This window comes from Actinoplanes sp. URMC 104 (assembly GCF_051386375.1).
Lineage (GTDB): Bacteria > Actinomycetota > Actinomycetes > Mycobacteriales > Micromonosporaceae > Actinoplanes.
In genome coordinates this window covers 2,039,204-2,053,556 of record NZ_JBPQTO010000011.1, presented here as the reverse complement: position 1 = coordinate 2,053,556, position 14,353 = coordinate 2,039,204, and the positions used below count along the sequence as shown (strand labels likewise).

Annotated in this window: 13 protein-coding genes; 7 read left to right on the top strand and 6 right to left on the bottom strand. The window is 72.0% G+C overall.

From position 1 onward, the window contains the following. Nucleotides 1-26 precede the first annotated feature (26 nt). From metH to ACSNN8_RS35235, 3 genes are all read left to right on the top strand, one after another. The gene (gene metH / locus ACSNN8_RS35245; protein ID WP_436654503.1) at nt 27-3,644 is read left to right on the top strand and encodes a methionine synthase; all 3,618 of its coding nucleotides are present in this window, start codon (nt 27-29) and stop codon (nt 3,642-3,644) included. Beyond that, entirely contained in the window at nt 3,641-4,318 is a 678-nt protein-coding gene (locus tag ACSNN8_RS35240) for a GNAT family N-acetyltransferase (protein ID WP_436654502.1), read from the top strand. The genes metH and ACSNN8_RS35240 overlap by 4 nt, the downstream gene beginning before the upstream one ends. Nucleotides 4,319-4,444: 126 nt before the next feature. After that, nucleotides 4,445-4,801, top strand: a complete 357-nt coding sequence (locus tag ACSNN8_RS35235) for a rhodanese-like domain-containing protein (protein WP_436655524.1) — start codon at nt 4,445-4,447, stop codon at nt 4,799-4,801. A 194-nt stretch (nt 4,802-4,995) separates the two neighbouring features. On the opposite strand, the gene ACSNN8_RS35230 is transcribed toward ACSNN8_RS35235, so the two are convergent. Continuing rightward, the gene (locus ACSNN8_RS35230; RefSeq protein ID WP_436654501.1) at nt 4,996-5,802 is read right to left on the bottom strand and encodes a DUF4142 domain-containing protein; all 807 of its coding nucleotides are present in this window, start codon (nt 5,800-5,802) and stop codon (nt 4,996-4,998) included. A gap of 166 nt (nt 5,803-5,968) precedes the next feature. On the opposite strand from ACSNN8_RS35230, the gene ACSNN8_RS35225 reads away from it, so the two are divergent. Continuing rightward, nucleotides 5,969-7,102, top strand: coding sequence for a zinc-dependent alcohol dehydrogenase (locus ACSNN8_RS35225; RefSeq protein ID WP_436655522.1), 1,134 nt, complete (start codon nt 5,969-5,971; stop codon nt 7,100-7,102). An 11-nt stretch (nt 7,103-7,113) separates the two neighbouring features. Next, nucleotides 7,114-7,689: a hypothetical protein gene (locus ACSNN8_RS35220; RefSeq protein WP_436654500.1), complete on the top strand. Its 576-nt coding sequence runs from the start codon at nt 7,114-7,116 to the stop codon at nt 7,687-7,689. A gap of 84 nt (nt 7,690-7,773) precedes the next feature. On the opposite strand, the gene ACSNN8_RS35215 is transcribed toward ACSNN8_RS35220, so the two are convergent. The 5 genes from ACSNN8_RS35215 to ACSNN8_RS35195 all read right to left on the bottom strand — a co-directional run bounded on the left by ACSNN8_RS35215 (nt 7,774) and on the right by ACSNN8_RS35195 (nt 12,148). Continuing rightward, the gene (locus ACSNN8_RS35215) at nt 7,774-9,204 is read right to left on the bottom strand and encodes a beta-1,3-glucanase family protein (RefSeq protein ID WP_436654499.1); all 1,431 of its coding nucleotides are present in this window, start codon (nt 9,202-9,204) and stop codon (nt 7,774-7,776) included. A gap of 115 nt (nt 9,205-9,319) precedes the next feature. Further along, nucleotides 9,320-9,496 carry a hypothetical protein gene (locus ACSNN8_RS35210; protein ID WP_436654498.1) on the bottom strand — a complete coding sequence of 59 codons (177 nt, stop codon included), beginning with the start codon at nt 9,494-9,496 and terminating at the stop codon, nt 9,320-9,322. A 117-nt stretch (nt 9,497-9,613) separates the two neighbouring features. After that, the gene (locus ACSNN8_RS35205; protein ID WP_436654497.1) at nt 9,614-10,663 is read right to left on the bottom strand and encodes a glycoside hydrolase family 43 protein; all 1,050 of its coding nucleotides are present in this window, start codon (nt 10,661-10,663) and stop codon (nt 9,614-9,616) included. Between the two features lie 105 nt (nt 10,664-10,768). After that, complete coding sequence (locus ACSNN8_RS35200; RefSeq protein WP_436654496.1) at nt 10,769-11,599, bottom strand: metal-dependent hydrolase; 831 nt, start codon at nt 11,597-11,599, stop codon at nt 10,769-10,771. A gap of 60 nt (nt 11,600-11,659) precedes the next feature. Further along, a complete protein-coding gene (locus tag ACSNN8_RS35195; RefSeq protein ID WP_436654495.1) occupies nt 11,660-12,148 on the bottom strand; it encodes a DUF1707 SHOCT-like domain-containing protein in 489 nt (162 codons plus the stop codon). A 271-nt stretch (nt 12,149-12,419) separates the two neighbouring features. On the opposite strand from ACSNN8_RS35195, the gene ACSNN8_RS35190 reads away from it, so the two are divergent. Continuing rightward, nucleotides 12,420-13,658 carry a sensor histidine kinase gene (locus tag ACSNN8_RS35190; RefSeq protein WP_436655520.1) on the top strand — a complete coding sequence of 413 codons (1,239 nt, stop codon included), beginning with the start codon at nt 12,420-12,422 and terminating at the stop codon, nt 13,656-13,658. Continuing rightward, nucleotides 13,655-14,329, top strand: a complete 675-nt coding sequence (locus ACSNN8_RS35185) for a response regulator transcription factor (RefSeq protein ID WP_436654494.1) — start codon at nt 13,655-13,657, stop codon at nt 14,327-14,329. The genes ACSNN8_RS35190 and ACSNN8_RS35185 overlap by 4 nt, the downstream gene beginning before the upstream one ends. Nucleotides 14,330-14,353 lie beyond the last annotated feature (24 nt).

Sequence of the window (14,353 nt, the reverse complement as noted above, 5' to 3'; positions counted from 1 at the left end):
CCTCCGTTGAACCGGAGGTGGTCGGTGTGGGAAGAAGTGAGCGCACGGCGGAGCTCAAGCGGCTGCTCGACGAGCGCGTCCTCGTGCTCGACGGCGCGTGGGGCACGATGCTGCAGGGCGCCAAGCTGAGGCCGGAGGACTACCGCGGCGACCTGATCGGCCCCGACCACCCGCAGGACGTCACGGGCGACCCCGACCTGCTGATCCTGACCCGGCCCGACATCATCCTCGACGTGCACCGGCAGTACCTGGCCGCCGGCGCGGACATCACGACGACCAACACGTTCACCGCGACGAGCATCGCCCAGGCCGACTACGGCCTGCAGGCGTACGTGAAAGAGATGAACGTCCGCGGCGCGCAGCTGGCCCGGCAGGCCGCCGACGAGGCCGGCGGCAAGTTCGTCGCGGGTTCGGTCGGCCCGCTGAACGTGAGCCTCTCGCTGTCGCCCAAGGTCGACGACCCGGCGTTCCGGGCCGCCACCTTCGACGAAGTCAAGGCCGCGTACGCGGAGCAGATCGCGGCGCTGGCCGAGGGCGGGGTCGACCTCCTGCTGGTCGAGACGATCTTCGACACGCTCAACGCCAAGGCCGCGATCGCCGCGGCACGCGAGGTGGCGCCGGACCTCCCGCTGTGGATCTCGGTGACGATCGTGGACCTGTCCGGCCGCACGCTCAGCGGTCAGACCGTCGAGGCGTTCTGGCGCTCGATCGAGCGCGCCCAGCCGCTCATCGTCGGCGTGAACTGCTCGCTCGGCGCCACCGAGATGCGTCCGCACGTGGCCGAGCTGTCCCGCCTGGCCGGCACGTACGTCGCCTCGCACCCGAACGCGGGCCTGCCCAACGCCTTCGGGGAGTACGACCAGACCCCGGACGAGACCGGCAGCCTGCTCGGCGAGTTCGTCCAGGCCGGGATGGTCAACATCGCCGGCGGCTGCTGCGGGACCACCCCGCCGCACATCGCGAAGATCGCCGAGGCGGTTCGCGGCAAGGCCCCGCGCGAGCTTCCCCGGCCGGTCGAGACGACCCGGTTCAGCGGCCTCGAGCCGTTCGCGATCGGCCCCGACACCGGCTTCGTCATGATCGGCGAGCGCACCAACGTGACCGGCTCGGCGAAGTTCCGCCGGCTCATCGAGGCCGACGACTTCCAGGGCGCCGTCGACGTCGCGCTCGACCAGGTGCGCGGCGGCGCGAACCTGCTCGACGTCAACATGGACGCCGACCTGCTCGACAGCGAGCGGGCGATGACCACGTTCCTCAACCTCATCGCCACCGAGCCCGAGGTCGCCCGCATCCCCGTGATGATCGACAGCTCCAAGTGGAGCGTGCTCGAGGCCGGGCTCAAGTGCGTGCAGGGCAAGGGCGTGGTCAACTCGATCAGCCTCAAGGAGGGCGAGGAGCAGTTCCTCGCCCAGGCCCGCCGGATCCGCGACTTCGGCGCCGGCGTCGTCGTCATGGCCTTCGACGAGCAGGGCCAGGCCGACACTCGCGACCGCAAGGTCCAGATCTGCGGGCGGGCGTACGACCTGCTGGTCGGCGAGGCCGGGTTCGCGCCCGACGACATCATCTTCGACCCCAACGTGCTCGCCGTCGCCACCGGCATCAGCGAGCACAACGGGTACGCCAAGGCGTTCATCGAGGCGCTCCCGCTGATCAAGCAGCGCTGCCCGGGCGCGCGCACCAGCGGCGGCATCTCCAACCTGTCGTTCTCGTTCCGCGGCAACGACGTGGTCCGCGAGGCGATGCACTCGGCGTTCCTGTTCCACGCCGTCAAGGCCGGGCTCGACATGGGCATCGTCAACGCCGGGCAGCTCGCCGTCTACCAGGACATCCCCGCCGAGCTGCTGGAGCTCGTGGAGGACGTGCTGTTCGACCGCCGGCCCGACGCCACCGACCGCCTGGTCACGTACGCCTCGACGGTCACCGGCAAGGGCAAGCAGCGCGAGGTCGACCTGTCGTGGCGCGACGCCCCGGTCGCCGAGCGCCTGTCGTACGCGCTGGTGCACGGCATCGTCGACTACATCGAGGCCGACACGGAGGAGGCCCGGCAGCTGCTGCCCCGGCCGCTCGACGTGATCGAGGGCCCGCTGATGGACGGCATGAAGGTGGTCGGCGACCTGTTCGGCTCGGGCAAGATGTTCCTGCCCCAGGTGGTCAAGAGCGCCCGCGTCATGAAGCGCTCGGTGGCGTACCTGGAACCGTTCATGGAGGCCGAGAAGGAGCAGGCGCGCCTCGAGGGCCGGATCGAGACGTCGCGCGGGCAGGGCAAGGTCGTGCTGGCCACGGTCAAGGGCGACGTCCACGACATCGGCAAGAACATCGTCGGCGTGGTGCTGGGCTGCAACAACTACGAGGTGATCGACCTCGGCGTGATGGTGCCGGCCGCCAAGATCCTCGACACGGCGATCAGCGAGGGCGCCGACGTGGTCGGGCTCTCCGGGCTGATCACGCCTTCGCTCGACGAGATGGTGGCCGTCGGCGCCGAGATGCAGCGCCGCGGGCTCAAGCTGCCGCTGCTCATCGGGGGCGCGACGACCTCGAAGCAGCACACGGCCGTGCGCATCGCCCCGGCGTACGAGGGCTCCACCGTGCACGTGCTGGACGCGTCCCGGGTCGTGGGCGTCGTCAGCGACCTGCTCGAGCCGGGCCGCGCCGAGAAGCTCGACACCGCGAACCGCGCCGACCAGGAGCGGCTGCGCGAGCAGCACGCCAACCGGCACGCCCAGGCGCTGCTCAGCCTCGAACAGGCCCGGGCCAACCGCGAGCAGGTGGACTTCACCGACCTGCCCACGCCGGCGTTCACCGGCGTGCGCGACGTGCGGCCCACCATCGCCGAGCTGCGCGAGATGGTCGACTGGCAGTTCCTGTTCCTGGCCTGGGAGCTCAAGGGCAAGTACCCGGCGATCCTCGAGCAGCCGGTGGCGCGGGAGCTGTTCGACGACGCGAACGAGCTGCTCGACCGGATCATCGCGGACGGCTCGTTCGAGGCCCGCGGCCGGTACGCGTTCTGGCCCGCGCACAGCGAGGGCGACGACATCGTGCTCGCCAACGGCGTGAAGTTCCCGATGCTGCGCCAGCAGACCGAGAAGCCGGCCGGCCGCGCCAACCGCAGCCTGGCCGACTACATCGCCCCCGAGGGCGACCACCTCGGTGGCTTCGCGGTCGCCATCCACGGCGCCGACGAGCTGGCGGCCAAGTACGAGGCCGACAACGACGACTACCGCGCGATCATGGTCAAGGCCCTGGCCGACCGGCTCGCCGAGGCGTTCGCCGAGTTCCTGCACCTGCAGGCCCGCCGCGAGTGGTTCGAGCCCGGCGCCGAGCCCGCGCTGGAGGACCTGCACGCCGAGCGCTTCCGCGGCATCCGGCCCGCGCTCGGCTACCCGGCCAGCCCCGACCACAGCGAGAAGAAGGACCTGTTCGAGCTGCTCGGCACCCACGAGATCGGCGTCGGGCTCACCGAGTCGTACGCGATGACCCCGGCCGCCGCCGTGAGCGGTCTGATCTTTGCGCACCCGCAGTCGCGCTACTTCACCGTCGGCCGCCTCGGCAAGGACCAGATCACCGACTACGCCCGCCGCCGCGACATGCCGGTCGAGGAGGTCGAGCGCTGGCTGCGCCCCAACCTGGCGTACGAGATCGCGTGACCGAATTCGACCACTACCTCACCGCGCTCGTCGCCTCGTGGCGCGCCCTCGCCTCGCCGCGCGCGGAGGCGGCGGTGACCGAGGGCGACGGGTTCGTCGCCGCCCGGTTCGCCGAGTCGGTGTTCAACAACGCCGTCGTGCTGCGCCCCGACGCGGTAGCGCCGGCCGAGGCCGTCTACGGCGGCACCACCGAGTACGCGCTGTGGTGCCGCGACGACGACCCCGGAACCGCCGCGGTCCTGGCCCGCCGCGGTTACCGCGTCACCGAGGTGACCAGGCCGATGCGGTGCGACCTGGCCGACGTCGCACCCCCCGCGGAGGCGCCGCCCGTGCTGCACGACGCCGACCCCGACCGCGTCGCGGAGCTCAACGGTGTGCCCGCCTACCTGCTGCGCGACGTGCCCGGCCTGCGGGCTTACGCGACTCACGACTACCTGTCGGGCCTGGTGCTGCAGCGTTCCGGCTCGGACGTCTACGTCTCCTTCGTGGCAACCCACCCGGAGGCGCGCGGCAGAGGTCTCGCCACGGCCGTCACCGCCGCCGCACTCGCCGACGCCCGCCGCCTCGGCGCCGAGACCGCAACCCTGCAGGCGTCGGCCATGGCCGAGCGGCTCTACGGCCGGCTCGGCTTCCGCCCGGTGGCCCGCTGGCACGAGTGGTCGCGCGCCGCGTGAGCGGCGGGGGCCGGCGGCGGTGCGGGGATCCGGCGTGCGGAGGGGTGCGGCAAGGGTCATGATCGCCGGGTGACGACTGTTGAGGCGCAGGGTGTGGACGGCGTGCTGGCGCGGGCGCGGGAGGGCATGCGGCGGCTCGATCCGCACGAGACGCAGGCGGCGGTCGCGGCGGGGGCGCTGCTGGTGGACACCCGCACCGACGTGCAGCGGCGGCAGCAGGGCTCGCTGCCGGGAGCCGTCGTCATCGACCGGACGGTGCTGGAGTGGCGGCTCGACCCGGCTTCGCCCAACCGGATTCCGGAGGCGACGGGGCACGACCTTGTTGTCGTGGTGGTGTGCCGTCAGGGCTACAGCTCCAGCCTCGCGGCGGCGAGCCTGCGCTCGGTCGGGCTGGTCAACGCGACCGACCTGGCCGGGGGAGTGGAGGCCTGGCTGGCGGCGGGACTGCCGACGGTCAGCGGGCCGGAGGACGTGCGCTACTGAGACAGCGGACCGCGCGCCGGTGGCCGTGCACGGCCGGCAGCCCGGTGCGGGGGCGCATGCCAGCGGTCGTACACGGCCGAGAGCCCGGTGCGGGACCACGCCGGAGGCTGCGCGCGGCTGGCAGCGTGGTGCGGGGCCGTGTGCCGGTGGTGGCGCACGGCCGGCGGCGCGGGCGGGCTGTGGGAGCGGCGGGGTCAGTAGTAGGCGCGGTAGCGGCGCCGGCGGCGGCGGGGGTCGGACCACAGGCGGCGGGTCAGGAGCAGGGCGACGGCGGCGATCGCTACGGCCAGGCCGGCGATCAGGGGGACGTTGAGCGGCGCGGCCGCCGGCTGGCTCGCGTCGGCGGCGGACAGCACGGGGCGGGCGGCGGTCGTCGTGGCGGGGCTCGGCGGGGGAGCGGTCGGCAGGGCGGCGAAGTCCACCAGGTTGCTGCTCTCCAGCAGCGTCAGGTGGGTCATCACGAACTGGTTGGCCCGCTGCGCCAGCTTGCGGATCGTGTCGTTGCGGGTGCTGGTGCGGATAGTGGCGATGGCCGGGAAGATCTTGCCGTGCGCGGCGCGCAGGCGGTCGATGTAGATCTGGTCGAACTCCTCGCCCTCGGCGTCGCGCATCTCGGCCAGCCAGCCCTGCTGGTCGGTGTTGGGCTTGTCGGGCAGTTCGATGTTCAGCTTCTTCGCCGCGTCGCGGGTCATCTTGTCGAGCACGACGTGCTGGGCGGCGATCTCGCGTCCGATGGCCCGGATCCGGGGGTTGTCCGACTTCTGCTGGGCCATCTGGCCGGCGGGGATCTCCCACAGCCCGGCGAGGCGGACCTTCACCGTGAAGTCGCGGTCGGCCGCGGCCACGGAGCCCTTGCCGGTGTCCGTGATCAGCTGGTTGGGCGGCAGCGGCACGCCCGGCTCGGCCCGCGCGGCGCGCGGTTCGATCAGCACGAGCACCATCGCGGCGAGCGCCGCCGTGATCAGGTGGCTCCGGCGGGACATGTGCTCGACGGCGGACAACGTCGACCTCCTCGACCTGCGGTTCGTCAGCTTCGTGACGGGCAGAGGTACGGACGGCGGCCGCTTGCGGATCAAAGCGGTCGGGGTCCGGTTCGTTTGCCCGCGGACCGCGCGGGTAGCCAGACAACGCTCAACCGCATGCCAATCGGGAGGTTCCGTGCAAGCCATGGTCTATCGCGGGCCGTACCGCGTCCGTCTCGAGGAGAAGGACCGGCCGTCGATCGAGCACCCCAACGACGCGATCGTCCGGGTCACCCGCGCCGCCATCTGCGGCTCTGACCTTCACCTTTACCACGGCATGATGCCGGACACCCGGGTCGGCTCGACGTTCGGGCACGAGTTCGTCGGCGTGGTCGACGAGGTCGGCTCGTCGGTGCAGAACCTCAAGGTCGGCGACCGGGTGATGGTGCCGTTCAACATCTTCTGCGGCACGTGTTACTTCTGTGCCCGCGGGCTCTACTCGAACTGCCACAACGTCAACCCGAACGCCACGGCGGTCGGCGGCATCTACGGCTACTCGCACACGACCGGCGGCTACGACGGCGGACAGGCCGAGTACGTGCGGGTGCCGCTCGCCGACGTCGGCCCCAGCCTCATCCCGGACTGGCTGGACGAGGACGACGCGGTGCTGCTCACCGACGCGCTCGCCACCGGGTACTTCGGCGCCCAGCTCGGCGACATCGACGAGGGCGACGTGGTCGTCGTGTTCGGCGCCGGCCCGATCGGGCTGTACGCCGCGAAGTCCGCCTGGCTGATGGGCGCGGGCCGGGTCATCGTGATCGACCACCTCGACTACCGGCTCGAGAAGGCCCGCACGTTCGCCCACGCCGAGACGCTCAACTTCACCGAGTACGACGACATCGTCGTGCAGATGAAGAAGATGACCGACCACCTCGGCGCGGACGTGTGCATCGACGCGGTCGGCGCGGAGGCCGACGGCAACCTTCTCCAGCACGTGACCGCGGCCAAGTTCAAGCTGCAGGGCGGCTCGCCGATCGCGCTGAACTGGGCGATCGACTCGGTGCGCAAGGGCGGCACGATCTCGGTGATGGGCGCGTACGGCCCCATGTTCAGCGCCGTCAAGTTCGGCGACGCGATGAACAAGGGTCTGACGCTGCGGATGAACCAGACCCCGGTGAAGCGCCAGTGGCCGAGGCTGTTCGAGCACATCCGCAACGGCTACCTCAAGCCCAGCGACATCGTCACCCACCGGATCCCGCTCGAGCACATCACCGAGGCCTACCACATGATGTCGGCCAAGCTCGACGGCTGCATCAAGCCCATCATCGTCCCGGCCTGAGAGGGGAAGCCATGGCATACACGCCCGACAAGCCCAAGCTGCCGGAGACGACCGAGCAGCTGCGCGCCCGGATCCCGGGATGGGGCGCCGACCTCGACCCCAAGGACCGCCCGTCGGTGCCGAGGGAGCAGTTCGACCCCACCTTCAGCGGCGCGCACTGGGAGTTCCCGGAGCGCCAGCCGGAGCTGGAGCCCCGCGAGCGCTCGATCGAGCACGCGTTCCTGACACCCGTCTTCGGTACGTCGGTTCCGCTGCGCGGGCTCTCCGGGAAGATCCGCCGGTACTCGTACGCGAAGTACAGCGAGGCCCGTGCGGCGCACTGGTTGCTGCTGCTCGCGGCCGACCGGGTCGACACCGTCGAGAGCGCGCTGCGCTCGTTCGCCAGCACCCGGCCGGACAACCCGATCACCGAGACCGGCGTGCTCAGCGAGGGCCGCCGCCACGGGCTGTCCTCGCGGCTCGACGACCGCCGCGCCGACAAGGGGCATCACCTGATCGACCCGGTGATCGTGGCGGCTCCCTGGGTGCTGGGCGCCGGCGTGACGTACGCCGTGGTCCGCCGCCTGGTCCGCCGCGCCCGCGCCTGAGGCTGCCGCGCCGGGAGAAGCACGACGCATGCGGAAACGCCGGTGCGGCCCGCCGGGACAGCGGGCCGCACCGGCGCCGGCGTGTCAGAGGGGCAGCCAGAGCGCCAGGACGTTCGGCGGCTCCCACCCGGGCAGCGACGTGTGCGCCTGGCGGCACTGGTAGCGCCGCCCGTCGTACGTGACGACCTGCCCGGTGGCGTACGCGACGTTCGGCGCCCAGGTGCCCGCGGCGGGAGGCGCGGTGGTGGGCGGCGTCGTCGGGGGCCGCGTCGTGGGCGCGGTGGTAGGCGGCGTGGTGGCCGGCGGCTGCGTGGGCGGGGTGCCCCCGGCGCCGAACGGGCTCATGATGATGCCGGCCTGCTGCGGGTCGCCGTCGTTGACCAGCGACTCGAAGCCGCCGACGTCGTCGTACGCGAACCCGTACGCCTTGCCGTCGGCCATGTTCGCGTGGATGATCCGCGAGTAGTGGTTGGGGGCGCTGTTCTTGTAGAACGCGTTCGCGTCGTACACCGGCTCCTGAGTGGACGTGCCCAGCGTGCCGCGCACCAGCGCCGTGCAGATGGTCCGGCGCACCTCGCTCTGGATGAACGGCGCGACGTTCGGCGCGTTGAAGACGCCGTCGCAGCCCCACACGTTCGCGGTCGTCGGCTTGTCCACCGTGGCCACCTCGGCGCCGGAGCTGTCGGTGAAGCGCATCGTGGTGCCGACCGTACGGCCGAAGAACTTGCGATTCGGCTCGGCCTGGCGCGGCACCACGGTCAGCGTCCGGGTGGTGTACGAGGCGAACGCCGAGCTGATGTACGCGTCCAGATAGTTCGTGGGGAACAGCCCGGCGTCCGTGGCCTTGCCGGGTGCGAGCACGCGCAGCACGGTGCCGTCCGAGCGGGTGATGACCGACCGTTCCCAGCCGGGCTGCGCCTTGATGGCGTTGATGACCCGGTTGCGGCCGTCGTTGACCACGTCGCCGGTGCGCTTGGTCTGCCCGGCGCCGTTGGTGACGGTGACCGCGTGGGGGATGCCGAAGAAGTCCACCTGCGAGCTGTTCAGCCAGAGACCCGAGTCGTTGAACGTGAACTCGCTGGTGTCGAACAGGGTGTTGTAGTTGGGGTCGCCGGGCGCCCAGGGCGCGGGCTGCACGAAGCCGTCCGGGGTGAGGAAAAACTTGATCTTGTCGCGCAGCGCCATGTAGACGCGGCCGGACAGGCCCTTGGGGATGCGGATCGTCGTGCTGCCGCCGTTGGCCGGCCCGGCCATCGCCACGTCCGGGGCGGGCGTGGGCGGCAGGCCGCCGGCGGGCCACGGGGTGAACGCGCCGCCGGCGTTCACATAGCCCCAGCGGCCGTTCAGGGTGCCGATGACGTACAGGAAGACCGCGTCGCCGCGGCCGGTGTTGTTCGTGACGGTGAGCGGGAGGACGGCGGGTGACGCGGCCGAGGCGGGGATGGTCACGGCCGCGACGGGCGCGGCGACGGCCAGGGCCGCCACCACGCTCAACCATGCGGTGCGGGTACGCAAATCGGCTCCTCAATTCTGCCCGGGGGTGGCCTGAGCAGAATGTTTCGGATTGTTAACTGTTGTCAACGGAGCCGGTCGAACGTTGCCCTTTCACCCGCGTCGATGCCCGGCGGCCTCAGCGGGCCGGCGTGGCCTCCGGCGTCGCCGTCGCGCCCTGCAGGAAGCGGCTCAGCACGAGCGACGCGGCGTGCAGGTAGGCGCGGTCGCCACTGGCCACGTACTCGGCGCGGAGCAGGGCGGCCATCTCGTTCGCGATGGTCGAACGAGCCTCGGGTTCAGCAGTTCGGAACATGGTCTCGCACTTTCTCGATCAGGAATTGGACCATGATGCGTCCACCGGGAAGGCTGCGTCATCAGCCGAACCGGCGATTGCGGGAGCCTTCCCGCAGATGCTCCGAAGTATCGGACGTCACTCGAAGAACTTGAGGGAGAAACCCGCGTTCGTCGTCGCGCCGGGGACATTCGCCCTGCTGTAGGTGGTGTTTCCCCACCATGTGAAGGTTCCGGTGTACCAGTGGCGGTTCTCCCACGCGTACGGCGTGCCCTTGGGAACGGCGTGGTACATCAGCGGGAACCGTGGCCCGGCCGGCGGGCTGGTGGCGATGTCGCCGTTCAGCAGCACGAACGTGTGATGTCCCGGCCCGTCGGCGTGGAGCGTCGGGTCCCAGCCTGCCATCATGGTGGCGCGGTTCGACCCGAACAGGCAGCCGTTCGACTTGTACCAGTCCCAGACGTACGTGGGATCGCCGCCCGCGCGCAGCCGCAGGTCCGCGAGGCAGTACTGGTCGCTCCAGCTGCCGTTGGCCGAGTACACGACGTGCAGCCGGCCGTCGGGGTCGCGGATCGGCTCCGGCCCCTCGTTGATGAACGGGTTGCCGACGACGCGCTCCCAGCTCTCCCGCGGCTGGGAGATGACGAACCGCGCGCCGGTGGTCGTGGTGGGGCTGCTCATCCGGGCGATGTAGAGGTTCTGCTCGACGTTCGTGGCGCCGGCCCAGCCGGACCACACGAACCAGCGCTGCCCCTCGAACACGAACATGGTGCCGTCGATGGCCCACCGGTCGTCCGGCAGCGCCATCCTGGTCTCGGCGGTGTAGCCGCTCGCGGGCGAGGCGGAGCTGATCACGTACATCCGGTGGGCCGCGCCGCGCCCGGCGGTGAAGTAGATGTAGTACCGGCCGGCGTCGGTGACGATCTCGGGCGCCCACACCTCGCCGAGGTTGCGGGTGTCGCTCCAGACCTGCCGGGCGGGCGCGGCCGCGAGCCCGTCGGGCGACGAGGCCTGCCGCACGGCGAGGCCCGCGCCGGTCGACTGCACCGAGACGTACGTGCCGCCGACGCGCAGCACGCTGGGATCGGCGGCGCGCAGCGAGGTCTGCCCGGCGGCGGCCGGTCCGGCGACGCCCAGGACGGCGGCCAGCAGGAGGGTCGAGGCGAGGGCGGTGATCCGTTTCTTCATGGGGATTCCCGGGGGATCGGGGATGGGGATGTCCCGAGAATCGGCTGCGGTTTACATCGTTGTCAATGCGCCGCAGGGCAGCAACCGCCACGAACGGGCAGCGGCTCAGCGGCCGGAGCCGTCGGCCCACGTGTCGAGGTCGAAGCGGTGCAGCAGGCCCGGCGCGAAGATGCCGGCGATCGCGATCAGCGAGACGATCACCATCGCCGTGCGCAGGACGACCGTCTCGACCTTGCCGCCGACCCGCAGCGCCATGCTGTTCGGCACCCCGACCATGCGCCACAGGCGGCGGCCCGTGGGGATCGGCCACAGGATCGGGACGCCCGCCGACGTGATGATGTCGCCCAGCAGGTGCACCACGCAGCCCACGGCGACCGCGAACCCGAGCATCGGATAGCCGCGGTCACCGGGCAGGTGGGCGGCGGTGAACCAGGCGATGACCGCCGAGCAGATCGTGACGATGACCCAGCCGGCCCGTTCGGCCCACTCGTCGAACAGCCCGCGCAGCGCCAGGCCGGCCATGAAGAAGACGATCCCGACCACGGCCCACTTGCCGAAGTGGCCGCAGAGCGCGGTGGTGCCCCAGCCGACCAGCGCGGCGAACGGCAGCGTGTGGGTGAACGTGCGGTGCCCGTTCGTCCGCCTCGGGTCCCGGCTCAGGCGCGTGGCGGTGTAGATGCCGAGCGACACCTTCTCGATCACCTCGGCGGCGAACAGCGAGAAGACCCCGAACGTCCGCGCCACGGTCGCGCCGCCCTGGTTGCGGGTGACCTTGCCGGACAGGTCGAGGTCGGGCAACAGAGCGCCGCCCGCGCACACCAGGGCGCCGACGGCCACCGCCAGCGGCGACTGCTCGTACCCGGCGAAGTGGTCCAGGGCCCAGGTGCCGGCGAGCCAGGCGGTCGCCCCCGAGAGCGCGTGCGACGGACCCATCATGATGGTGCTGCCCCTCCCCGGTGCCGAACCGGACCACTCTGGCAGAGCGGGGAGGGGTGATCAACAACCGCGGTGTCCGGAGTGGAACGAGCGCGGGCCGCCGTAGCCGGGGGCGTTCCACGGCGCGACGCCGTGCCCGAGCGAGTACTCGTAGCGGTAGCGGCGGTAGCGGGCGTGCTTGAAGAACCCGATGACCAGGAACGTGAGCGGGATCGCCGGCCAGAAGAACTGCGCTCCCGAGAGGATCCACAGGCCGGTGAGGATCATGCCGATGGAGACGATGATCCCGGCGTGCCGGCGCAGGCTCCGGCGTGTCGCGACCCGGACCTCGGGCGTGTCGGCGAGGGCGGTCAGCCCGCCGTCGGGGAGGTCGGCGGTGAGCGGGGCGAGCTCGTCGCGGAACTTCGCGGCGTACGCCTTGGCCAGTCGCTCCTCGCCCTCGGCCAGGTCGAGGCGGCCCTCGGCCATGGCGGCCCGCAGGATCTCGGCGACGTGCTCGCGCTCCTTGTCGGAGGTCCGCATCTGCTTGGTGCCGTAGGTGGGTTGCACTGCATCCTCCTGGGGGGTGGGCGTCGTGTGTCCAGAGTCGGCCCTGCGCCGCCGGGCGGCGTCGGCCCGGCGGCGCATCTTGGTGGCGGCCCCCGGGAGGGTTCCGCCTGCCGGGCGTACGCCGTGCGGCGCAGTGCGGACCGGCGACGTACGCCCGGGGAGGTAGGAAGCACCGAGACCTTGTCCCGATGCCGGGCCGGCCCCCGGTGCCGTAGCTTCGGCAGTGCCGGCCGGACATCAGCCGAGGACCAGTGAGGACAGCGTGAGACACATGCACGGGCCGCCGAGGCCGCCCTGGGCGCGGGAGCACCGCACCGGGCGCTTCGGCGCGCCGCCCGTGCCGGGGGCGTTCCGCAAGCGGCGCGACCCGGGGATCGGCGCGGCCGTCGGAGCGGGGCTGTTCCAGGCGCTCGGCGCCCGCGGGCAGGCCGGCGAGGGCAACGTGTACTTCACCCTGGGCCCGGCCGCCTACGCCCTGCTGCTGATCGGGCCGGTCGCGCTGCTGTTCCGGCGCCGCTACCCGGTCGCGGCGTTCGTCGTCGCGGCGGCCGCCTCGCTCCTCTTCGCCACGGTCGCGGAGCCGCACTGGTTCTGGACCGTGGCGCCGGTCATGGCGCTGTTCCATCTGGCCTGCGCGGGGCGGCGCACGGCCGCGCTGATCTGCGCCGGCACGGCGTACGCGGCCTACCTCCTCGTCTTCACGGTCTTCGCCGACCCGATCGGCCTGCTGCCGCAGGTGCGCCCGGGCGTGCGCGAGATGCTGCTGCTCGGCCTCGGGCTGGCCGCGGCGATCTTCCTGGGCGGCGTCGCGAAGATCAGGAGCGAGCAGATGGCCCAGCTCATGAAGGTGCGCGCCGAGCGCGAGCGTGCCGAGGAGGAGCAGCAGCGCCGGCAGGCGTCGGAGGAGAGGCTGCGCATCGCCCGCGAGCTGCACGACGTGATCGGGCACCACCTGTCGCTGATCAACGTGCAGGCGGGCGTGGGGCTGCACCTGATGGACAACCGGCCCGAGCAGGCCCGCGAGGCGCTGTCGGCGATCAAGACGGCGAGCTCCGAGGCGCTGCGCGAGGTGCGGTCGGTGCTGGGCGCGCTGCGCACCGAGGACGAGGCCGCGCCGCGGCAGCCGGCGCTGGGGCTGAGCCGGCTCGGCGACCTGACCGCCGACGCGGGGCTGCCGGTCGAGACCAAGGTGACCGGCGAGGTGCGGACGCTGCCGGCCGAGGTGGACCGGGCGGCGTACCGGATCGTGCAGGAGGCGCTGACCAACGTGCGCCGGCACGCCGGGGCGGGCGCGACCGCCTCGATCTGCGTCGACTACCTGCCGACCGCGCTGCACCTCGCGATCCGCAACGACGCCGGCAGCGCGCCGGCGGCCGAGAGCGGGCCGCCGGGCACGGGCATCGCGGGGATGCGGGCGCGGGCGCAGAGCCTCGGCGGGTCGCTGGAGGCCGGACAAGTGGACGGAGGATTCCTGGTGTCGGTGCTGCTTCCCACCGGGGCGGACGCATGATCTCGGTGCTGCTGGCGGACGACCAGCTGCTCGTCCGGGCCGGGTTCCGGGCGCTGCTGAACGCCGAGGAGGACATCGAGGTCGTGGCCGAGGCGGCCGACGGGCTCGAGGCGGTCGCGAAGGCGCGGCAGACCGCGCCCGACGTGGTGCTCATGGACATCCGGATGCCGGGCGTCGACGGGCTCGAGGCGACCCGGCGGATCGCGGCCGACCCCGCGCTGTCCGGCACGCGGGTGGTGATCCTGACGACGTTCGAACTGGACGAGTACGTGTTCGAGGCGTTGCGTACCGGAGCCTCGGGGTTCCTGGTCAAGGACACCGAGCCGGTCGAGCTGATCCGCGGCGTGCGGGCGGTGGCCGCCGGCGACGGGCTGCTCTCGCCGAGCGTCACGCGGCGGGTCATCGGCGAGTTCGCGGGCGGCTCCCACGGGCGGGCCCCGGCGACCCCGCCGGCGGCGCTGGACCAGCTCACCGACCGCGAGCGCGAGGTGCTGGTGCTCGTCGCCGAGGGGTTGTCCAACGACGAGATCGCGGCCCGGCTGGTGATCAGCCCGGCGACCGCGAAGACGCACGTCAGCCGCACGATGATCAAGCTGGGTGCGCGCGATCGGGCGCAGCTGGTCGTCTTCGCGTACGAGGCCGGTCTGATCCGCCCCGGCTGGCTGGGCTGACTGCTTCGCGTAGGAGCGCCGCCG